The sequence below is a fragment of the Archaeoglobus profundus DSM 5631 genome, from assembly GCF_000025285.1.
Lineage (GTDB): Archaea > Halobacteriota > Archaeoglobi > Archaeoglobales > Archaeoglobaceae > Archaeoglobus_B > Archaeoglobus_B profundus.
The window spans coordinates 246,272-265,651 of sequence record NC_013741.1 but is presented as its reverse complement, the minus strand read 5'-3'; the positions used below and the strand labels follow the sequence as shown (position 1 = coordinate 265,651).

The window sequence follows — 19,380 nt, the reverse complement described above, 5'->3', positions numbered from 1 at the left end:
ATTGGACATTTCATTCGATTTGGAATATATAGGAGGGAGTGAAGAGAACGTTCTTGACAGAATAATAAGCAGAATCACCGAAAAGACTGGGAAAAATGCAAAGGAGGTCTTAGCTGAAATAAACAAAAAGCACGAGGAACTAAATTTGCTGGCTGTCGAAGTTGTAGCTCTGATAGTTGCAAGAGAAAAGGGAGTAGATATTTCAGATTTGATCGATGATGTTGAGAAAAAGGTTTTGGGTTGATCATAAAAACTTTACACTCGATAAAGTTAAGTTGATTATATCTTATTCATTGGTATGATGCTTTTAGTGTTGGGAAACACGGAGCTTTCGTTGATAAAGGGTATCAGCATAGCTGGAGCCAATCCAGAGCTTACGAAGTTTACACCGCCAGCTGATGCGGAATACATCTTTTACGACAGACCTAAGATCATCGATGCAATCCCAGTTACCCCTCAAGGACATCCCACACCAGCTATAATCACGAAAGCTTGCTACGAACTCGCTGGATTTCCTATAACAGTTGTGAGGGCTGGAACATTTTTAGCTCCTCAAATTCCACACATTCACGTCAGCGATGATGTCGGTAGGGATTTTAGAAAGACTCAAGCCTTACCTAACGTTGATGAGATCGTTGAGAAGGGCAAACTCATAGGTTGCGAGCTTTCGAAGGTTGTGAATGAGGTTGTGATAGGGGAATCAACACCAGCTGGAACGACTACAGCACAGGCAGTTCTCTGGGCCTTAGGATACAAAGCCAAAACGTCTTCAGCATCTCCGAACAATCCGCAGGAGCTCAAGAAAGATGTGATTGAAGAGGGATTCAAGAGAGCCAATGCGAAATTTGGCGAGCTTGCCGACAAACCAATTCAGGCATTAAAAGAGTTCGGTGATCCGATGTTGGCTTGTACTTTGGGAATTTCAATAGGCTTTAGAGGAAAAGTTGTTTTAGCTGGTGGAACTCAGATGTTAGCCGTTTCTGCAATCCTGAAGGCATTGGGTGAAGATTTGAGAAGGTTCAAAATAGCGACAACGCGCTGGGTAGTTGAAGATAGAACTGCCACTTTTGAAAGGACTGCTGAAGAGATCGGTATCGACTATTACGTGGCAAATTTGGACTTCTCTCAGAGTAAGTTTAATGGATTGAGGGATTACGAGAGAGGGTTCGTCAAAGAGGGTGTTGGTGCTGGTGGAGCCGTTTACTTGGCTGAGAAAAAGGGTTTTAGCTGTAAAGACGTATTCAAGAAGGTTGAAGAACTCTACGCCAAGCTGATTTCAAATGAAATCTAAGCTTGGCGAAGGTTACTTTACTGACGATCACTTCATCTTTAAACTGAACGAGCCTATGGTCTGCCTCAGCAACGCTCCCCACAACTCTGGGCTATGCAAAGCAAACGGCTTTTTCTTCATGCAAGTCGATGAGAACTACAGCGGAGATTACAAAACGGATTGCAGGAGATTTGAGGATGAATACGGGTTGAAAGATTTCGTAGGGTTCATGACCGCAACTCTCATCAAGAAAACGCTTACACATACAAAGATCGGAGATGTCGAGGTTTTTGTAACGGTTGGACTCAAAAACAAGGCAATCGTTGGAGAAAGCAACGAGAACGGCTGGGGGACGGTGAACATGGTGATTTTGATAGACAGGGGAGTTACTATCGGTTGTTTAGTGAACGCAGTAATGACAGCGATAGAGGCAAAGACTTACACACTATTAAAGCTCGTAAACGCAACTGGGACTACGAGTGATTGCATTGCAGTGTTCGGATTTGAAGGTGAGGAGGAATGGGCTGGGACTGCCACTAAACTCGGTTTTTACATTGGTAGAGCGGTGAGAACTGCTTTAGAGGAGGGTGTGAGAAGGTGGTTCAGCCTAAAAACCTTCTGATGAACCCTGACTATTTTCTCTTCATCGAGCCTGTCTAATGAATGTATTATATCATCGGTAACCTCTTTATGGGTATCATCAATCTCGAAATCGAATTTTTTCACGACTTCAAGTCTCTTAACAACCTCGTTTGGTAAAATCTTGACTACGTTAGAATTGTAAAATCTCAAACCGTCTTCTATATCCTTACCGCAGAACTCACAGACGAACTCTAACTCCTTTTCACTTAAACAACTTAAGCCCAAGAAGTATCTAACTTATTCGCGATTGTATTGGCTAAAGCCAAATCTTCGGGTGTGTTCACGTTTAGAGCTAAGAGCGGGTTTTTCAACTCTAAAAACATCTCACCCTCCCAGCCAACCGCATTAAGTCCAACGATAACCCATCCCTCATAGATAGGCAATTTTTTGAGATCGATGAAGTCTGGAACGATTTTCGGACTCAAAACACCTGTTAAGCTCATCCCTTCGAAATTTTCAACAATTTCTCTTATGTCTTCAGCCCTTACGAATGGAATGTCGCAAGCTACACTCACAAACTCACCGAATTCCTTTAGAATAAAACGAATATCCTCAACATAGCCTTTACCAGACGTTTCTATCGTTTCGATTCCTCGCTCCTTACAAAATTCGGCTGTTCTCGGAGTGTTCCTACTGACAGCAACAACAGCATCTCCAGCTTTAACCGCTCTATCATAGACCCACAGAAGCATGGGCTTACCCCTAACTAAAGCTAAGGGCTTTTCGAATCCCATCCTCGAACTCTTTCCACCAGCCATTACTACGATTAACATATCTCCAATTATGTTTTTTATAGCTCTTCTTCCAACTTCATAGCGGTTTTCCATCCAAGATCAGTTAGACCGTAACTATGACCACTTGGATGAGGTTTTACGTAGAGAAAACCTTTAGAAACAAGATATTTTACACGTCGTTTTATTAAGCCGTGAAGATGGGTTGGAAACCCACGACGGATTGCTTCAATTGGAAAATGAGCTTTCTTACTTCTGTTACCTCTTCGATAAATCGTATAAATAATAGCTTTATCGAGTTCTGTTAAGTCCATAGAATATTCCAAAAGTCTTAATTTTTAAATTTTTTGCCCATATGCTGTTAATTCATACAAAATAACATTCTAAAAATCGAAAAAATTAAATAGGATGAAGTAAAGATAACATTGCTAAAGAGGTGATAAAAATGCTCAAGCTTAAGGGTATTTATGCTGAAGATTATTTATATGAATTTGTGAATAAACACAGGGGATTGAGCATATACGAGATTGCAAAGAGACTTAACTGGAGCACTGGTAAGGTTCATGCAATTGTAAAAAAACTCGAAAATATGGGTTTAGTTAAAACGGAGATAACTGTAGAGAACAACAGAATTAAGAAGAAGGTTTACCCAGTTGATTGGAAGGATCTACTACCTAAAGACGTTAAATGATCATCGATGGATTATCCAAAATAGCACACAGCACTAAGCTTGATGTTCTCGTTATCTCCGCAACTGCACCTACACAATCACCGTTCAAGCCTTTGAAGTTATCCAAAGCAATCTTTATCGTGAGCAGACCTACGATTAGAGATAGAGCTGAGATCAAAGCAATTCTGTCGTAAAAAGCTACTGCCACTATCAAGGCAATGTAAATTCCAAAACCAACAAAGAACTGCCTTCTATCTAATCTATCCATGAAGAACTTCGCCAAACCTTCACCTAAGGGCTTTTTTACAGATAAGGATAAGAGTATCGAGAACTTGGAGTTCAACTCAGCCAAAAATATGGCATAAAAGGGGGCAAATCGTAATGCTCCGACCTGCAACAAGATGACAACAATTACCGCAAAGATACCCGCAATTCCAACGTTCACATCCTTCATAGCCCTAAACTTCACCTTAACATCTCCCTTAGCCATCAACCCATCGCTGAAATCCGCTAAGCCGTCTAAATGGATTAAACCTATCGTAGCGTACAAGGCTATCAAAGCAAGAATTTCCCTTATCGGTATTTTCAGCAACAGCAAAGCCATCGGCAGAGCTGAAGTGAGCAAGGCCAAAAGAGGTAAAGCCCAAAGCTGTTTTGCAACTCTTTCGAGCTTTCCCTCAGCTGGTATTCTTGTGAAGAAAGAGATTAAATCCATGAACATCCATGCTTTGATATCAATTTAACTTTAACCGTGATCAAGTATGATTGAGCTGGTACTTGCGATAGCTTTCGATTTGTTGTTCGGAGAACCCCCGAACAGAGTGCATCCAGTCGTGTGGTTCGGGAAGATTACAGCCAAGATCGACAGAGCTTACAAAAGACGAAATCCCCTAACGGACTTCTTAGCTGGGATAGTCTGCACAACTGTCGTTTTATTCTTTGCATTAGTCCTCTCCTTCATACCGAGATTTCTGCCCTTTCCCTTCAACCTCATAGCTGAGGTTTACCTGCTGAAATCCTCATTTGCAATAAAAAGCCTCTATCAGCACGTTAAGGCTACTATTTGTGAAGATGTGGAAGAAATGCGTAGAGCGGTTAGTCTGATAGTCAGTAGAGACGTTTCAAAGCTCGACAGACACCATTTAATCTCCGCATCCATCGAAAGCTTGGCGGAGAACATAGTTGATAGCGTAATATCTCCAATCTTTTACTACATGCTATTTGGACTGAGCGGTGCTTTGATTTACAGGGCTATAAACACGTTGGATGCTATGATCGGCTATAGAAACGAAAAATACGAGTACTTCGGAAAGTTCTCGGCAAGACTCGACGACATCTTAAATTTCATTCCAGCCAGAATCACCGTTTTATTATTCTTACCGCTCAAACCCAAGAGGGTCTGGCAGTACTGCAGGCTTGCCAAGTTCAAGATAAACAGCGATAAGCCTATAGCCTGCATGAGTGCCGTCTTGAGTGTTTGGATTGAAAAGGAGGGAGTTTACAGGTTTGAAGGTCGAAATCCGAGGCTTGAAGATGTTAAAAAGGCTTTAAAAGTCTACTGTTTAATTGTTGCAATTTTCCTCTCGCTCGTTTTTATGTTAGAGTTTATCTTAGTTAATCATGCTTGATCACCGAAAGTCAAATAAATCTGATCTAGAGTCAAGTAAAATTGATGAGGTTGTTGGTGTGCGTTGCAATCCTGATGCTGATAGCAGTGCCAGTAAACGCATACACACTTCAAGGGGATGTTCAACATACCGGAAACTTCACTTCAAACGCTAACATAATTCCGAAGCTTGAGTGGAGGACGTATTTAAGTGGATTGATAGGTTCATCACCCGTAGTTGCTAACGGGAAAGTTTTCGTAACGAACTGGTACGGATGGGGGAGTTGGCAACCCGGGTTTTACGTATTGGATGCAGATACTGGCCAAATACTCTGGAACAATTCAACAATCTACGGTGCATCAACCCCGTTCGTTTACGGTGATAAGGTGATAGTGGGCGGTATGGTTTACAGCGGAAGCGGGTGGAATTACTATGGTTACCTCTACATAATTAACCTAACCACGAGGAGCGTTAAAAGCGTGAAACTCGACGACCATCCATCTTACTACGGTATTGCATCGTCACCAATCGTTTATAACGGTTACATCTACGTTCTAACTCATTCAAACGGAACTCTTTGGAAGTTGGATTTAGATGGAAATGTGGTAGACTGTTTCACCACTGGCGGTTTAATCAACCCATACACATCTCCAACAGCCTACGACGGAAAGATTTTCTTTGCTGGGAACTCAAGCGGTGACAGAATTTACTGCGTTTACACGAACCTCACGGAAGTTTGGAATAGAAGCGTTGACTCGCAGATAGTCGATACTCCAACCGTAGCGAGTATAAACGGAGAGACTATACTTATCTTTGCAACTAAGAATTATCTATACGCTTTCTACTTGAACGGAACGCTGAAGGATAGGTATCCGTTCAACGGGACGATATCGAGTCCAGCAGTAGCTTACGATAGGATATACATCGGTTCGAGGGATGGTAAGTTGTACTGCTTTGCTTTTGATTCGAGGGGAAATTTGAGCGTTCTCTGGACGTTTGAGGCAAACGGTAAGATAGATTCTTCCCCTGCAGTATCAAACAGAGTCGTTTACTTTGCAACCAACACGGGTGAGGGAACGTTGTACGCTGTGGATGCAATGGTGGGTTACGAGATTTGGCATTACAGACTCATACCCCCTCAAAACACTTGGTGGAATATAATGTCCTCACCCTTCATATCGAACAACAGGCTTTACATAGGTGCAGATAGTGGATACGTTTACTGTTTCAACAGTTCTGGCGAAATCGATTTTGACGTAAACCTTACACCCGTAAACGTATCGCTGAACGTTAATGGAAGGGAATACGAAGTTAGAGAGAACACAGCCTTAGGGGCTCTGTTAAAGGCTTCAAATTATACAATGAATTCGGCTGAAATCTACTTCAACGTTACACTCGACGACAGCTGGTACGATAAATACGGTTCGTTCTTCATAAGCTCCATAATGGGTTTAGGAACTCAAAACGTGAATGGTAAGTGGATTTACTGGTCGATCTGGAACGAAACATCTCTTTTGTCTGTAGGTGCCAACCTGTACACTATAAGTGATAACGAAACGGTATACTACTGCTACGGGGACGGAACGAGTTTGAGCAACTGTACGGTTTTGCTGAACATAACAACTCACGTAAAACCAGTCGGTATCTCAAACCTGACAGTAAATTCGGCGAGATTGGGAGGAAACGCTACAGCATGGGTAAACGTTAGTTCCGCTAAATCTGGATGGTACGTTGTTGTTGTAAGCGGTTTAAACGATAAAGGAGATTATGTAGCGGGAATTTCGACGGTTTATCTGAGTGAATGCCAAAGCCTGAGAGTTCCAGTGCTCATTCACGTTTCTCAGAGAAATACCATCGGAACGTACAAACTGTTTGCGGGAGTTTACAAGTTGAACGAATATCCGAACAACCTTATAGACTGGTTCGGAAGTGTGAACTGCGAGGTGACATCATGAAGAAAGTTATCTTGGTCTTGTTCGTAATTTTAACCGTTCAGACCGCTCAAGCTTTAACGATAAACGTTCAAGGAGATTTCATCGTCGGGCATAAGCTCACGATTTCCACGGATAAACCCGCTTTGATAATTCTAAGGATGAACAATGGAACTCCGATATACGCAAACACATCGACGAACTTCACCCCACAAGTTGCGGGAATGCTTACAATAGAGGCAATCGCTGGATGTGAAAGGGCTTCTAAAGTAATAGAGATTCGACAACCTGCAACATCCAGTATGGGAAGTAGCGGATGGATCGGACGATACTACTTGCCTTCAGGAACCACGACAATTACTCTTGAAGATGGGGGTTCTGCAACGATCAATTGGAGGACAGCTTTGGGAGTTTTGATAAAGGCTTCGCAGGAGAGGGGTTTTAGTGTTAAGATCAAGAAGTGGAGCTACGGGTTGTTTGTAGATTGCATTGGTGGGATTTGCACGAGAGCCTTGGGAGAGACTTCTGGATGGGTATATCAGGTGAATGGAGAGACACCGATGGTTTCATCCGAACAGTACAACCTAAACGCTGGTGACACCGTTGTCTGGTATTTCTCAAGAAGCATGAGCGAAGCGCCCGAAAGCTCTCCGTATAGAATAACGATTAAAACTTATGACGATTGGTCGTTCGATGTAAGCATAAATCCAGCGATGCCTTGGAGCTTGCCAAGTGAAGAAACGGGTAGCAGTAGCGTATCCACCACCCCTACACCGACACCAACCATACCTTCAAAGATGAGTGTGGCCAGAACTAACAACTCAATCACATGCACCGTCGTGGGAAACGTAACCGTAGAGGTAAACGTTACAAAGATTCCACTAAAAGTTTCGGTCAGAAGTGCCAAAGCAGTTCTGCTAAAGATCTCTAAGTATGAGCCAAAGGGATTGGAGTTCAACGAAATTTACGCAACACCGCTGGATTGCTTCGACTTGGAGTTGAACAGATCGACAAATGTAACCATTAGCTTCGTGATACCCAAAGAAAAACTGACCAAGCTAGACGCAAAGCCTGAAGACGTCTGTATTGCGGAATACGAAGGCAAGTGGAAGTTTATCCCGACGAACTACACCGAAAACGAGACATACTACACGTTCACAGCAAACTTGACGAGCTTCAGCATATTTGCCATAGTTGCTAAATGGGAAAGCTTCCCACTAAATTCTAGCGATGAAAGGATAGTTAAAGCCTTAAACTGGCTTAAAAGTCAGCAGAGGCCAGATGGGGGATGGGGAAGCTTATCAAATACATCTTGGGTTGTCATGGCGATTGCGAGTGCTAATGAGAACCCGTGCGATTGGATCAAGAACGGTAAGAGTCCTTTGGACTACTTCAAAGCTAATTTGAACGAGAGCGTTATTGAGAGAATGGGAACATCCGACTTCGCAAGAACTATCTTAGCTTTAATAGCCTTAAATCAGAATCCCTACAACTTTAACGGAATAAACTTTGTCGAGAAGCTTAAGGAGAGGGTTAAAGAGGATGGGCAGATAGGTGATTATATCTACACAACAATCTGGGGCATATTGGCTTTAAAAGCCTGTGGAGAGAACGTTTCAAAGTCAGTTGAGTGGCTTAAAGCACATCAAAATCCAGACGGTGGATTTGCATGGGCTGTAAATGCCGAAAGCGATTTTGATGATACTGCAAGTGCAATACAGGCCTTGATAGCCAGTGGTGTTAGCAGAGATGACCCAGTCATCAAGAAAGCCCTTAACTACTTGAAAAAGGGGCAGTGCGAAGATGGAGGGATGAGATACTTCGGAAACTCTTCAAGCAACGCAGACAGCGATGCTTGGACAATTCAGGCTCTGGTTTCTGCATGCGTAAATCCTACGAATTGGAAAACGAGTAAAAGCGTTGTAGAACACCTCCTGAGTTTGCAAGCTGAGGATGGACACTTCAAATATACAAAATACGTGACATCGATTCCGATAAAGGTTACAGCGGATTCCGTAATGGCGCTACTCGGTAAACCGCATCCCGTGAAGATATTGTTAAATAGAACTACCCAAGTTACTGCGAATCGAACTGTTGCAGTTACAACGGAAGTTACATATGTTACATATACTACTATAACACCAACACCCACGACGATCACCAAAACGGTAGCATCCACAACAACAATTGCGACAACTAACCCACCTAAGGTAACAGCGACAACGAAAAAGGTTTACGGATTCGAAGCTATTCTTGGAATTCTGGCGTTGCTATTTGTGATGTTTTACCGCAGATCGTGAATTTCCCTCAATTTTTTGACAATTTCAACGACTTTTGCACTCGGTCTTACGCCTTCAACATCGTAACCCTCTACGTAGCCTTCAACGAACGCTGGTAAGCCTCTCTCCAATCCGATGGAATATCCCCCTTCCAAAACCGCTACGACGCTGTAATCCCTCAATCTACTGCCTACAAATGCGTAGAACTTCTCAGTTAGCTCCATTGTAGCCAGTCCATCATCCTTGAAGGCATCAAATCCAGCTGAGACCAAAACCAACTTAGGCTTGACATCTGCCAATATCGGCTCTACAACCTCGTTCCAAGCGTATATGTAGTCGTCGTCATTGCAGTAATGCGGTAGAGCTATATTCACCTTGCTACCGTCAGTTTCATCGACATACCCACTTCCCGGATAAATTCCGTATTCGTGAAAGTCGATGTGAATAATACTCAAATCACCCCAGAAGATCTCCTGAGTTCCGTTTCCATGATGAACGTCGAAATCTGTAACCAGAACTCGATCAAAGAACTCCTTAGCCTTGACCACGGCCCCAGCCACGTTGTTGAACAGACAAAAACCTAAGCTTGGAGCGTTGAATGCTACGCCTTTTTTTTCCAGCATGATGTCCCGGAGGTCTAACCAAAGCCAGATGCAGGTCCTTATTCTCTACAGCATCCTCCACGCAATGAATAGCACAGCCGAAGGCTGTTAAGGCGGAATCCCAGCTTTCTCTACAAACGTATGTGTCAGAATCGATGAAATCCTCGTTTTGGCAGGATTTCCTTATGAAATCGATGTATTCCTCATCGTGAACCTTTAGCAAATCCTCAACTTTTGCCTTTTTTGGCTTTACGACATTCTGCCAAAGCCCTCTCTCCTCCAAAGCTTTTCTGATGATCTTGAGTCTGTTTGGATTCTCCGGGTGGTAGCCATTAGGCTTGTGTTGAAGAAATACGTCATCGTAGTAGATTTTCATGCCGTAATGTTTGAGAGGATTGATAAATCCCTTTCGAAAGTCAAATAAGTTTGACACGATTTCAAATTTTATGAATTTAAGACTGTTGATAACGTTGGTTTTAGCTGTAATTTTGCTAGGGTGTTCATCCCATTCAACCAATCACTCAACTGAGGGCTTCCTAATTAAAGAGAATACCACGTATGTGATTGTTAAAGACGATTTCGGTTACGTCGTTGCTGTAAAAAAGTATCCGAAACGCATAGTATCTTTGGCACCTTCGAACACCGAAATTCTCTTTGCTTTAGGCTTAAGAGATAGGGTTGTTGGGGTTACAGACTACTGTGACTACCCGCCAGAGATTTTGAAGCTCAAAAAGGAGGGCAAGATAGTTTCGGTGGGAGGTTATTCAACCGTGGATGTTGAAAAGGTTGTTAGGTTGAAGCCCGACTTGGTAGTTGCAAGCTACGGAAACGGTTTCGGGGTAATAAAAGCCTTGAAGGATTTTGGAATAACTGTTGTTGCCTTAAATCCGAAGAACGTGACGGACGTTATGAGAGATGCGGAGCTTTTGGGTAAAGTTTGCGGTGTTGAAGAAAATGCAACGAAGCTCGTCGAGTGGATGAAGGATGAAATAGCCAAGGTTAAGGCTAAAAAGCACCCATGGAAGCCTAAGATACTCCACATAGTCTGGAATGACCCGATCTGGGTAAGTGGGAGAGGTACTTTCGTTGACGATGTTATAAAGATTGCTGGCGGAGTCAATGTTGTTAACGAGAGCGGATGGGTTGTAGTCAGCTTGGAAGACCTGATCAGGATGAATCCCGATATAATAATCGTGAACAGCGGTAACGGGATGGATTCAAAAGGAGAGAACATCCTCTACGATTGGGTAATGAACAATAACTACCTCAAGAAGCTGAAAGCTGTGAGGTGCGGAAACGTTTACGTGATAGATGCCAATATCATCTGCAGACCTTCATACAGGATTGTCTACGCTATCGAAAATTTATCGAAGATCGTTGATGTGGCTTACGAGAAAGTGAGACTATGCTACGCAAGCTAATTTTCTTAGCATTTTTGACAATTTTCACGGCTTTGATTGCCCCGTGCATCGGTAGTGTAGTTTATAGCCCAGTCGTTGCGTTCGAGAAGAATATAGACAGCTGGATATTCGTGAACATCAGGATTCCGAGGGTTTTGATGGGTTTGGTAGTTGGTTCTTCTCTGGCTGTTGCTGGAGTTGTCATGCAGTGCATATTTAAAAATCCGTTAGCCGAGCCTTACATTCTGGGAGTTTCAACAGGAGCTGGATTGGGTGCTTTATTGGGATTCGTTTTGGGGTTATTTTACCTCACACCAGCTCTAGCATTCGTATCGGCAACTCTAACAGTCGCATTGGTTTACAACTTAGCTAGGATAAGAGGTTTTTTCACTACAGAATCATTGCTCTTGGCTGGAATCGCTGTGAATTTCTTCCTTTATGCTTTAGAGTGGTTGATACTAGTTAAAACCAATGCACATATGATTCTGGGCTGGCTTGTAGGATATTTGGGAAATGTGGAGTGGTGCGATGTAAGAGTTGCATCTCTTGCTATCATACCATGCTTCTGTTCCTTCATGTTCTCGAAGCACCTGAACGCGCTCCTTTTGGGAGAAGAGCAAGCTTTCTACTTGGGAATTGATGTCAAAAGAGTTTTGAAGATTTTAATAGCTTTGGCAACTCTCGCAACATCTACAACAGTTGCATTCGTAGGAATAATCGGTTTCGTTGGTTTGATGATCCCTCACATCGCAAGAGGATTTGTTGGAGAAGACAACAGATTCCTTATTCCAGCCTCAGCTTTAATAGGTGCTACATTTCTCGCTTGGACTGACGCTTTAGCTAGGATTTTGAATGTCCCTGTTGGAATAATAACAATGCTGTGCGGTGGGCCGTTCTTCATCTACGTTATGAAGCGCTACGCAAAACGTTTATAGCTTAGAGTTTAGGGGATACAATGAGAAAGGTTTTTAGAGAGTTAAAGAGCCTAGATGAAGTTCGAAGAATTCTCGAAAGCTTAACGATCGATCTGGATATTGAGGAAATTTCTATTTTTGAAGCCTACAATCGTGTTCTGGCCGAAGATGTTTATGCAAAATGCGATGTACCTCCTTTCGATAGAGCTACGATGGACGGTTTTGCAGTTAAAGCTGAGGACACATTTTTGGCTGAAGAGGATAAGCCGATAAAGCTCAAGATCGTGGGAAACGTTAAGGCTGGAGAAGTTCCAAGAGTTGAGGTCGATAGAGGCTGTGCAGTTGAAATATCTACTGGAGCCGTCATGCCAAAGGGAGCGAATGCAGTTGTTATGGTTGAATATACAACTGTTAGAGATGGCTACGTCTATGTCTACAAACCAGTTGCACCTATGGAGAATGTTGCAAGTGCTGGCAGTGATGCAATGGCTGGAGAGCTTATCGTTAGAAAGGGAAAGGTTCTGAGTGCAAGGGAGATAGGTTTAATTGCTTCAGCTGGAGTTGACAGGGTTAAGGTCTTCAGAAAGCCGAAAGTGGCGATAATATCGACTGGAGATGAAATTGTAGAAGTTGGGAGGCCTCTGGAGATTGGGAAAATTTACGATGTAAACTTATACATGATAACATCCAAGGTTAAGGAGTGCGGTTGTCTCGCTTTTCCGATGGGTGTCGTTAGAGACGATTACCTTGAGATCAAGAGAACAGTTGAGAACGCTTTGAAGACGTGCGATATTGTTATAACCACTGGTAGCACTTCTGCTGGATTGGGAGATGTAATCTATAGAGTTTTTGAGGAGCTTGGAGATGTTTTTGTTCACGGAATTGCCGTAAAGCCTGGTAAGCCTACGGTTATTGCTAAAACTAAGAACAAGGTTTTGTTCGGCTTGCCCGGTTATCCCGTTTCGGCTTTGATGATTTTTGAAGTTGTCGTGGCACCGTTTTTAAGAAAGCTTACAGGTTTAGAAGTCGAAAGGAATAAAGTGAAGGCGGTCTTGCAGGTTAAGACTTATTCGGATGTAGGTAGAAGGGAGTTCAGACCCGTGGCACTTGTAAAAACGGGTAAATTTATAGCCTATCCTTTCACGACATACTCTGGCTCGGTTTCAACCTTAGCAAAAGCCGACGGGTTTATAGAGATTCCAGAGAACGTTGCGTTTCTTGAAGAAGGTGAGGAAGTTGATGTGATTCTGTTTGGTGATTACAAGCCTTCAGACTTAGTTATAATCGGAAGTCACTGCTTAGGAGTGGACTTGCTGATAGAGTTGTGTAGTGTAGATGCCAAGGTCATAAACGTCGGTTCTACTGGAGGTCTTTTGGCTGTTAAGAGGGGAGAAGCTGATTTGGCTGGAACGCATCTGCTCGATGAAAGTGGTGTCTACAACATTCCTTTCATAAAGAGGTTAGGTTTGAAGGATGTGATTCTGGTTAAGGGTTACGAGAGGGAGCAGGGATTCATAGTTGCGAAGGGGAATCCAAAGGGCATAAGAGGATTCGAGGATTTACTGAGAGAGGATGTAGTTTTCATAAACAGAAATCCGGGGAGCGGGACGAGGGTTTTGATAGACATGAAGCTGAGAGAGTTGGCTGAAAAGCTGGGTTTGAGCTTCGAAGAGATTAAAAAGAGAATAAAGGGGTACGATGTCGAGGCTAAGACTCACACGGCTGTTGCTGTAGCGGTTTTAATGGGGAAGGCTGATGTTGGAGTTGGAATTAGAACTGTTGCTGATAGATACGGTCTGGACTTCATCCCCTTAAGACCCGAGGAATACGACTTTGTTGTGAGAAAGGATAGATTGGGTAAAGAGTCCGTTAAAAGGTTCTTAGAAACTTTGAGAAGCGATAAATTCAAGAGGGAGGTTAGAAAACTAAAGGGAATTAGGGTAACGGAGAGGACTGGAGAGATTGTAGAATTTTCGTGAGAAAAACGTTTATATTGCTTGGGGATGCTTTGGAGCATGCACTGTCCGAACTGCGATACGCCAATCGACAGTGGTAGGGTTCTTGAAATTCTGCTTGAGAGGTTTGCTGAGAATGGATTCAATATAAGGTTGAATGCACTTGTGGAGTTCGTGAAGCTGTGCTTAGACGAATACGGTGAAGTGGGAATCGACGATGTAGATTCTTTCTGCGAGTTTGTCGAAAAGAGATTTGGAACTAAGAATGTCGAAATGGAGCACGTAGAGGCTTACTTCAACCTTTAAACTTTTCAAGGACCCTGATGTACTCTATTGCAGTGTGGGGATAGTTACCCGTCTCATCCTTCTCCAATGCCTTAACCATATCCCATACGGTTAAAAGCGCAGCTGTCACACCGGTTAAAGCCTCCATCTCAACTCCCGTTTTACCTACCGATTTCACCGTGCACACAGCCTTAACACCTTCATCGAGAATTTCAAATTCGATTGAAACAGACGTTATAGGTATTGGATGACACATAGGGATAATTTCGGGAGTCTTCTTGACGGCTAAAATTCCGGCGACGTTTGCAATCGTTAGGACATCCCCCTTCGGTACATTACCCTCTCTAATTGCTTCAACCGTACTTTTTTTAAGTCTGACAAAGCCTTCAGCCTTTGCAACCCTTATAACGTCCTTCTTCTCCGAGATATCAACCATTCTGGCCTTTTCCATAAAAACATGATGGCTGAAACCTTACAAGGATTTTTCGGAATGTTTATCGTCTTAAGGAACGTTTTAGGTTATGCTTCTCTTTGTATATGGAACGCTGATGGATATTGAAAAGGCAAGCAAGATACTCAAGAGAAGAGTTAAGACTGCAAAAAAGGCTTTTCTTCCAAACTACCGCATAGCCTTTAACGTTCCCTCCCTATACGGCACAGGAAATCCAAATATTGAAGAGGGAGGTGATGGAGTCTGGGGTGTTGTTTATGAGGTAGACGAAAAGACATTGGAGCTTTTAGACAAAGTATCACCGAGGTATGAAAGAATTGAGGTTGAAGTAATCGTTGACGGAAAACCCGTGAAAGCTTGGACGTACGTTGGAAAAACTAAAGCTGAAGTTAAACCTGACAAGTCTTGTGTAGAAAGGGTTATAAGAGGAGCTAGAACCCATGGACTCCCAGAAGACTATGTGAAGATGTTGGAGGGATTTCTAAATGAAGGAGACGGATAAAGGTATTTTGATTGAGGTTGATGTAAGTCCCAATGCAAAAAGAACGGCCATAACTGGCTACGATCCTTGGAGAAAAGCTTTAAAGGTTTCAGTTAAAAGCCCGCCTAGGGGTGGGAAGGCCAACAGGGAGCTTACCGATTTTCTAGGTGGTATTTTCAATTGCAAAGTTGAAATAGTGAAGGGAGAAAAATCAACGAAAAAGACTGTTTTGTTAAAGGGTCTGAGCCTAGAAAAGGCTTTAAGCATTCTGAAAGAACTTGGAGTGGAAGTTAGCTAAGTGTTTTCGCTTAGATCTATCTACGATATTCCCAGCAAAAGCGTAAAATAAGCTTAGGTTTAAGAACAATTGATGGAGTACATATTCGAAGACGTAGTGATAAAGCCGAGTAATGCACCAAAATTCGTTCTGAACGGTGAAGAGGTTGATATCTGGAGCGAGGAATTCTTAAACTATCACTCGAGGAGCATTGTTGAATACGTTAGAGATGCCATCCTTGAGTACGAAAAGAGAGGGGAAGATCCTTTTCCCGAGATAGTTGGTAAGGAAGTTGAGAAGGAAATGGTTAAGAACGCGCTGATGAGTGGTTCAAATATACTTTTCAGGGGAAGAAAGGGTTATGGAAAGACCACATTTAGTAAAGCTATAGCAAAGCTCTTGCCTGAGAAGCTCTTAGCTGTTAAGGGCTGTAAAATCGGTTGTGATCCAACGCATCCAAGCTGTTTCTCATGCAAGAAGAAACTTCTTGAGAATGATGTCGTAGAACTAACTTGGATTCCAAGAAAGTGGATAAGAATTGCTGGAGATCCCATGATGACGACACGACAACTTATTGGTGGCATAAGCATTCAAAAGATAAGAGAGGGTTACGATTTGGATCATCCAGAGGTTTTTACGCCCGGAAAGATTCTAAAGGCTCACAGAGGTATCGCCTATTTTGATGAGCTTGGTGCAATTCCCTCAGCCCTGCAGACACTCCTGCACGAGCTTTTAGAGGAAAAGCAGATAACGACTCCCGAAGGAGACATAATTCCCATGAAAATAGACACGATCGTGATAGCTTCGACAAATCCAGCGAACTACAAGGGTGTTTCCGATATAAAGGAGCCTCTCTTAGATAGAATGGAGGAAATACCAATAGGTCCGCCAGAAACTCTTGAAGAGGAGATAGAGATTGGTTTGAGAAATATGAGCTTAAAGAATGGAGCGATTTTACCCGAATGGCATCTCAAAACGCTTGCAAGAATAGTTAGGCTTGCGAGGTGCAAGGAATGTAGAATATCTAGTGTAATTGAGCTTGAACCCTCTTGCAGAGCGACTATAAAGCTCTTCGATCATCTCAGAGCTTCGGCCACGAGGAAAGGGCGTGAGTGTGCAATGCTGATAGATTACGGGAAGAATTACGAGATAGTTAAGCTTGCTTTGAGAAGCAGGATGGAAATAGAGTACGAGGATGAGATATCCAAAGACGACGTAATAGTAAAGCTAACTGAAGAAGCTTTGAACAAGACCTGTAGCGAAATATACAACAGGATTCCGAGGGAAGAGTTCAAGGGATTGATGAATGATTTAGCTGAATTTTGCTTTGAACCTGTGGATGTTGAAAAGGTTGATGGCTTTGAAAACTTTGAATACCTCTACAGGACACTATTGCTTATAGCAAAGAGAAAGGAGGAGTTGAAATCGGCTTTCGAGATTCTTCTCGAATCGATAAAGAGGTGTACGGGACTCATAGAAAAGGTTGGATTTGGTAGGTATGTTTACGCTGGATACGAAGCCTGAGTGTAGAGCTTGTAAGGGAGATGAGAGAGAAATAGACGATAGCCTAGCTAGGGATCTACTCTATTCCCTTTTCAACCCTTATCACAGGGAGAAGGGAAATGTTAATCTTTTCAACTTCGTGAAGGAGCATCTGAAAAATGAGGAACTTAAGCAGTTTTTTGAGAACTTTTCCTTCATGCTCAACGACATGATAAGGGGATACAAATACATAAGCAGGTTCTGGAGTGAAAAGATAGACGATTACGTAGAAGCGAAGAAGAAAGCTTGGGAGGAAATAAAAAGAAAATTGAAAGAAGGAGAGCTTAAGAGAGAAGATTTGAGTACGAGTGAACTTGTCAACTACTTTTACGAGGAAATTATCGAGGATTTAAAGAAGGAAGGATATTTGGAAGACGATTACTTTAGAGGGTATAAGTTTACGAAGAATGCAGAAAGGGCTTTGAGCAAGAAGATTTTGCAGTTGTCCTTGCAAGACCTCACCGGTGAGGATTTTGGTGAGCATGAAACTGAAAAGACTGGAGTTTCGAGCTTTCTTAAAAATGAGATAGTGGAGTACGATGAGTTAAGGCATAGCTACGATTCCATAGACCTTCAGGAGACTTTAGTCAAATGTGCTTTAAGAGACCCTTCCCTAAGATTTGATGAGAGGGATTTGGTTGCAAGAGAGGGTAAGCACATGGAGAAGTGCGTCTACGTAATGCTCATAGACGTAAGCGACTCGATGAGAGGTAGGAGAATAGTCGGTGCTTTGGAGTCTGCATTGGCTTTGAGAAAGGTCATAAAAAAGAGCAATATGGACGAGCTCCACGTTGTAGCTTTCAATCACAGGGTTAGAAAGATAAAGGATGAAGAGATATTGAATCTTAGGACGAGAGGAAGAACAGACATAGGTTTAGCTCTAAAAACCGCTAGAGAGATCATAAAGAAGAGAAGGGGAAGCGGTGTGATATTCCTCATCACAGATGGTGAACCCACTTCTAGCTACGATCCATACCTAACACCGACGATGTGTGCTTTAAGAGAAGCTGAAAAGCTTAGAAAAGTCGATGCTAATCTGACGATAGTAATGTTAAGTCCGGAAAAAAGATTTCTGGCTTTGTGTGAGAGAATTGCCAAGCTGTCGAGAAAGGCAAACCTCGTCTATATAGAAAATCCACTAAACATGAAGAAGTTCTTCGTCAAAAGTTACATGAGAAGGTTAAGATTCTAATCAACCTTTAGTGATTAAATCGGGTTTGACAACACCCTTAACTATCTTTGGGACATTTCCAGCAAATCCAACCACATCACCTTTTACAACTACAGCTCCTAAAATATGTTCTTTGGCTTTCTCCCAAAACAATCTAAGCGTTTTCTCAATTTCTTCTCTTCCAAAGCCTTCTTTTATTTCATTGCAAAGAGCGGTAGCAAAAGCATCGGCAACGCAAGCATCTCTAGCAAAAATCGTGCAAGCGTCTGCAAACCCAAAACTAATTGAATGACCTATTGTACCGCTAGATGTACACACAGCGTAGAATCCCTTTTGATCAATCTCGAAGCAGAGCTTTTGAGAATATGTAAAAACGCCAACCCTAATAGGTCTATCCAAATACATGGCAATATCACCACCGTTATCAACAACGACGAACTTGGCTCCTTCCTCAACAGCTCTTTCGACAGCATATTGCGCTATAACTCCCGCCACTGATGCCATTGGACCTACTCCGGCGATCTTTGAAGCTTGGCACATTCTCCCAACTATGAAACCATCACAGTCGTAGGGCTCAAGGGTAACCTGAAAGAGTGGATCTCTCTTTATCATGCTCTCTATCGCCTTACGTGCGGTGAGTATTGCCTCAACAACGATATCATAATATGAATCGTCATCCAAGAGCACGGTTACTATCGTCTCCTTATGCTGAAACTTGAATCTCTTGTACATATCTCACCACAGCATAGTCGGTATATCACTTTATGTTCAGAAGATTTAAATAAATTTTTTAAGATTTTAAATTTTTTATTAAACTTCAAAATTTAAAAGTGTGAATTAATGTACTATTAACAAATACATTGTCAATCAATAGATATTAAAAATTTATTTTGATTTTTTATAGGTTTTAGCTTTCAAATTATCCCAAATTTTTTGGAATGATTATTTTTAGGCTATCTGAAAATTCGTTGAGATTGTGGTTTAGCTGTTCCAAAAATTACAGGAATACGGGTGTTTAGGCGCATATAACCCCCCTTAACCACACCAAAGGCTATCGACTCCAGTAACTCACAGTATCTAGCAGATATCTTAGTACAAAATTCTTGGAATATATTCATCGGTGTTATTTAATACAAATTGAATAGATTTAGATAAAGTTGTTAGATATTTTA

General features: G+C 42.3%; 22 protein-coding genes and 1 pseudogene. 15 read left to right on the top strand and 8 right to left on the bottom strand.

The genetic code is table 11. The features are described from left to right. Position 1: 1 nt before the first annotated feature. Genes ARCPR_RS01545 through ARCPR_RS01535 form a run of 3 tightly spaced genes read left to right on the top strand, consistent with a single transcriptional unit; the run spans position 2 to position 1,892 of the window. Positions 2 to 244: a DUF2240 family protein gene (locus tag ARCPR_RS01545; RefSeq protein ID WP_012939715.1), complete on the top strand. Its 243-nt coding sequence runs from the start codon at positions 2 to 4 to the stop codon at positions 242 to 244. Positions 245 to 298: 54 nt separating this feature from the next. After that, a complete protein-coding gene (cobT, locus tag ARCPR_RS01540) occupies positions 299 to 1,291 on the top strand; it encodes a nicotinate mononucleotide-dependent phosphoribosyltransferase CobT (protein ID WP_012939714.1) in 993 nt (330 codons plus the stop codon). Next, the gene (locus ARCPR_RS01535; RefSeq protein WP_012939713.1) at positions 1,281 to 1,892 is read left to right on the top strand and encodes an adenosylcobinamide amidohydrolase; all 612 of its coding nucleotides are present in this window, start codon (positions 1,281 to 1,283) and stop codon (positions 1,890 to 1,892) included. Before cobT ends, ARCPR_RS01535 begins: the two co-directional genes overlap by 11 nt. On the opposite strand, the gene ARCPR_RS09585 is transcribed toward ARCPR_RS01535, so the two are convergent. The 3 genes from ARCPR_RS09585 to ARCPR_RS01525 are packed head-to-tail and all read right to left on the bottom strand — an operon-like array spanning position 1,820 to position 2,957. Then, a complete protein-coding gene (locus ARCPR_RS09585; protein ID WP_012939712.1) occupies positions 1,820 to 2,137 on the bottom strand; it encodes a hypothetical protein in 318 nt (105 codons plus the stop codon). The two genes, ARCPR_RS01535 and ARCPR_RS09585, sit on opposite strands and share 73 nt — an antisense overlap. Further along, positions 2,128 to 2,685 (bottom strand): NTP transferase domain-containing protein, encoded by a 558-nt coding sequence (locus ARCPR_RS01530; protein ID WP_048084690.1) that lies wholly within the window; start codon positions 2,683 to 2,685, stop codon positions 2,128 to 2,130. Before ARCPR_RS01530 ends, ARCPR_RS09585 begins: the two co-directional genes overlap by 10 nt. Before the next feature lie 17 nt (positions 2,686 to 2,702). Continuing rightward, positions 2,703 to 2,957, bottom strand: a complete 255-nt coding sequence (locus ARCPR_RS01525) for a hypothetical protein (RefSeq protein ID WP_048084307.1) — start codon at positions 2,955 to 2,957, stop codon at positions 2,703 to 2,705. Positions 2,958 to 3,088: 131 nt separating this feature from the next. On the opposite strand from ARCPR_RS01525, the gene ARCPR_RS01520 reads away from it, so the two are divergent. Then, the gene (locus ARCPR_RS01520; RefSeq protein ID WP_012939710.1) at positions 3,089 to 3,334 is read left to right on the top strand and encodes a MarR family transcriptional regulator; all 246 of its coding nucleotides are present in this window, start codon (positions 3,089 to 3,091) and stop codon (positions 3,332 to 3,334) included. Here the strand turns inward: ARCPR_RS01520 and cobS are convergent. Then, entirely contained in the window at positions 3,327 to 4,034 is a 708-nt protein-coding gene (gene cobS, locus ARCPR_RS01515) for an adenosylcobinamide-GDP ribazoletransferase (RefSeq protein WP_012939709.1), read from the bottom strand. The two genes, ARCPR_RS01520 and cobS, sit on opposite strands and share 8 nt — an antisense overlap. A 40-nt stretch (positions 4,035 to 4,074) precedes the next feature. On the opposite strand from cobS, the gene cbiB reads away from it, so the two are divergent. From cbiB to ARCPR_RS01500, 3 genes are read left to right on the top strand one after another with little or no spacing between them, the layout of a single operon-like run. Next, positions 4,075 to 4,941: an adenosylcobinamide-phosphate synthase CbiB gene (gene cbiB, locus ARCPR_RS01510; RefSeq protein ID WP_012939708.1), complete on the top strand. Its 867-nt coding sequence runs from the start codon at positions 4,075 to 4,077 to the stop codon at positions 4,939 to 4,941. A gap of 44 nt (positions 4,942 to 4,985) precedes the next feature. Further along, positions 4,986 to 6,875, top strand: coding sequence for an outer membrane protein assembly factor BamB family protein (locus ARCPR_RS01505; RefSeq protein ID WP_012939707.1), 1,890 nt, complete (start codon positions 4,986 to 4,988; stop codon positions 6,873 to 6,875). Next, the gene (locus ARCPR_RS01500) at positions 6,872 to 9,151 is read left to right on the top strand and encodes a DUF4430 domain-containing protein (protein ID WP_012939706.1); all 2,280 of its coding nucleotides are present in this window, start codon (positions 6,872 to 6,874) and stop codon (positions 9,149 to 9,151) included. Before ARCPR_RS01505 ends, ARCPR_RS01500 begins: the two co-directional genes overlap by 4 nt. Here the strand turns inward: ARCPR_RS01500 and ARCPR_RS10080 are convergent. Next, positions 9,136 to 9,690 (bottom strand): histone deacetylase family protein, encoded by a 555-nt coding sequence (locus ARCPR_RS10080; RefSeq protein WP_222829545.1) that lies wholly within the window; start codon positions 9,688 to 9,690, stop codon positions 9,136 to 9,138. The genes ARCPR_RS01500 and ARCPR_RS10080 overlap by 16 nt on opposite strands. Next, entirely contained in the window at positions 9,665 to 10,108 is a 444-nt protein-coding gene (locus ARCPR_RS10075) for a hypothetical protein (protein WP_222829544.1), read from the bottom strand. The genes ARCPR_RS10080 and ARCPR_RS10075 overlap by 26 nt, the downstream gene beginning before the upstream one ends. A gap of 70 nt (positions 10,109 to 10,178) precedes the next feature. On the opposite strand from ARCPR_RS10075, the gene ARCPR_RS01490 reads away from it, so the two are divergent. Genes ARCPR_RS01490 through ARCPR_RS01475 form a run of 4 tightly spaced genes read left to right on the top strand, consistent with a single transcriptional unit; the run spans position 10,179 to position 14,307 of the window. Then, entirely contained in the window at positions 10,179 to 11,153 is a 975-nt protein-coding gene (locus ARCPR_RS01490) for an ABC transporter substrate-binding protein (RefSeq protein WP_012939704.1), read from the top strand. Continuing rightward, the gene (locus tag ARCPR_RS01485; RefSeq protein WP_012939703.1) at positions 11,138 to 12,067 is read left to right on the top strand and encodes a FecCD family ABC transporter permease; all 930 of its coding nucleotides are present in this window, start codon (positions 11,138 to 11,140) and stop codon (positions 12,065 to 12,067) included. The genes ARCPR_RS01490 and ARCPR_RS01485 overlap by 16 nt, the downstream gene beginning before the upstream one ends. 20 nt (positions 12,068 to 12,087) lie before the next feature. Then, positions 12,088 to 14,025 carry a molybdopterin biosynthesis protein gene (locus ARCPR_RS01480; protein WP_012939702.1) on the top strand — a complete coding sequence of 646 codons (1,938 nt, stop codon included), beginning with the start codon at positions 12,088 to 12,090 and terminating at the stop codon, positions 14,023 to 14,025. A 36-nt stretch (positions 14,026 to 14,061) separates the two neighbouring features. Next, the gene (locus tag ARCPR_RS01475; RefSeq protein WP_048084306.1) at positions 14,062 to 14,307 is read left to right on the top strand and encodes a hypothetical protein; all 246 of its coding nucleotides are present in this window, start codon (positions 14,062 to 14,064) and stop codon (positions 14,305 to 14,307) included. Here ARCPR_RS01475 and moaC read toward each other — a convergent pair. Then, positions 14,297 to 14,746, bottom strand: a pseudogene (gene moaC, locus ARCPR_RS01470) (cyclic pyranopterin monophosphate synthase MoaC); the annotation flags it as partial. The gene ARCPR_RS01475 and the pseudogene moaC sit on opposite strands and share 11 nt — an antisense overlap. Before the next feature lie 61 nt (positions 14,747 to 14,807). On the opposite strand from moaC, the gene ARCPR_RS01465 reads away from it, so the two are divergent. From ARCPR_RS01465 to ARCPR_RS01450, 4 genes are all read left to right on the top strand, one after another. Continuing rightward, the gene (locus tag ARCPR_RS01465) at positions 14,808 to 15,239 is read left to right on the top strand and encodes a gamma-glutamylcyclotransferase family protein (RefSeq protein WP_012939699.1); all 432 of its coding nucleotides are present in this window, start codon (positions 14,808 to 14,810) and stop codon (positions 15,237 to 15,239) included. Further along, positions 15,223 to 15,516 carry a DUF167 domain-containing protein gene (locus ARCPR_RS01460; RefSeq protein ID WP_012939698.1) on the top strand — a complete coding sequence of 98 codons (294 nt, stop codon included), beginning with the start codon at positions 15,223 to 15,225 and terminating at the stop codon, positions 15,514 to 15,516. Before ARCPR_RS01465 ends, ARCPR_RS01460 begins: the two co-directional genes overlap by 17 nt. 72 nt (positions 15,517 to 15,588) lie before the next feature. After that, complete coding sequence (locus ARCPR_RS01455; protein WP_012939697.1) at positions 15,589 to 17,019, top strand: AAA family ATPase; 1,431 nt, start codon at positions 15,589 to 15,591, stop codon at positions 17,017 to 17,019. Continuing rightward, positions 16,994 to 18,229 (top strand): VWA domain-containing protein, encoded by a 1,236-nt coding sequence (locus ARCPR_RS01450; RefSeq protein ID WP_012939696.1) that lies wholly within the window; start codon positions 16,994 to 16,996, stop codon positions 18,227 to 18,229. Before ARCPR_RS01455 ends, ARCPR_RS01450 begins: the two co-directional genes overlap by 26 nt. Here the strand turns inward: ARCPR_RS01450 and ARCPR_RS01445 are convergent, their stop codons facing one another. Next, the gene (locus ARCPR_RS01445; protein ID WP_012939695.1) at positions 18,230 to 18,940 is read right to left on the bottom strand and encodes a UPF0280 family protein; all 711 of its coding nucleotides are present in this window, start codon (positions 18,938 to 18,940) and stop codon (positions 18,230 to 18,232) included. Between the last annotated feature and the right edge of the window lie 440 nt (positions 18,941 to 19,380).

Bases quoted from the DNA above. Each gene is read 5' to 3' on its own strand.
- ARCPR_RS01525 (WP_048084307.1), bottom strand. From the start codon at position 2,957: ATGGACTTAACAGAACTCGATAAAGCTATTATTTATACGATTTATCGA.
- ARCPR_RS01460 (WP_012939698.1), top strand. From the start codon at position 15,223: ATGAAGGAGACGGATAAAGGTATTTTGATTGAGGTTGATGTAAGTCCC.
- cobT (WP_012939714.1), top strand. From the start codon at position 299: ATGATGCTTTTAGTGTTGGGAAACACGGAGCTTTCGTTGATAAAGGGT.
- ARCPR_RS01500 (WP_012939706.1), top strand. From the start codon at position 6,872: ATGAAGAAAGTTATCTTGGTCTTGTTCGTAATTTTAACCGTTCAGACC.
- ARCPR_RS01465 (WP_012939699.1), top strand. From the start codon at position 14,808: ATGCTTCTCTTTGTATATGGAACGCTGATGGATATTGAAAAGGCAAGC.
- ARCPR_RS01480 (WP_012939702.1), top strand. From the start codon at position 12,088: ATGAGAAAGGTTTTTAGAGAGTTAAAGAGCCTAGATGAAGTTCGAAGA.
- ARCPR_RS01455 (WP_012939697.1), top strand. From the start codon at position 15,589: ATGGAGTACATATTCGAAGACGTAGTGATAAAGCCGAGTAATGCACCA.
- ARCPR_RS01490 (WP_012939704.1), top strand. From the start codon at position 10,179: ATGAATTTAAGACTGTTGATAACGTTGGTTTTAGCTGTAATTTTGCTA.
- ARCPR_RS01530 (WP_048084690.1), bottom strand. From the start codon at position 2,685: ATGTTAATCGTAGTAATGGCTGGTGGAAAGAGTTCGAGGATGGGATTC.
- ARCPR_RS01485 (WP_012939703.1), top strand. From the start codon at position 11,138: ATGCTACGCAAGCTAATTTTCTTAGCATTTTTGACAATTTTCACGGCT.
- cobS (WP_012939709.1), bottom strand. From the start codon at position 4,034: ATGTTCATGGATTTAATCTCTTTCTTCACAAGAATACCAGCTGAGGGA.
- cbiB (WP_012939708.1), top strand. From the start codon at position 4,075: ATGATTGAGCTGGTACTTGCGATAGCTTTCGATTTGTTGTTCGGAGAA.
- ARCPR_RS10075 (WP_222829544.1), bottom strand. From the start codon at position 10,108: ATGAAAATCTACTACGATGACGTATTTCTTCAACACAAGCCTAATGGC.
- ARCPR_RS01445 (WP_012939695.1), bottom strand. From the start codon at position 18,940: ATGTACAAGAGATTCAAGTTTCAGCATAAGGAGACGATAGTAACCGTG.
- ARCPR_RS01505 (WP_012939707.1), top strand. From the start codon at position 4,986: ATGAGGTTGTTGGTGTGCGTTGCAATCCTGATGCTGATAGCAGTGCCA.
- ARCPR_RS01520 (WP_012939710.1), top strand. From the start codon at position 3,089: ATGCTCAAGCTTAAGGGTATTTATGCTGAAGATTATTTATATGAATTT.
- ARCPR_RS01475 (WP_048084306.1), top strand. From the start codon at position 14,062: ATGCACTGTCCGAACTGCGATACGCCAATCGACAGTGGTAGGGTTCTT.
- ARCPR_RS01450 (WP_012939696.1), top strand. From the start codon at position 16,994: ATGTTTACGCTGGATACGAAGCCTGAGTGTAGAGCTTGTAAGGGAGAT.
- ARCPR_RS01535 (WP_012939713.1), top strand. From the start codon at position 1,281: ATGAAATCTAAGCTTGGCGAAGGTTACTTTACTGACGATCACTTCATC.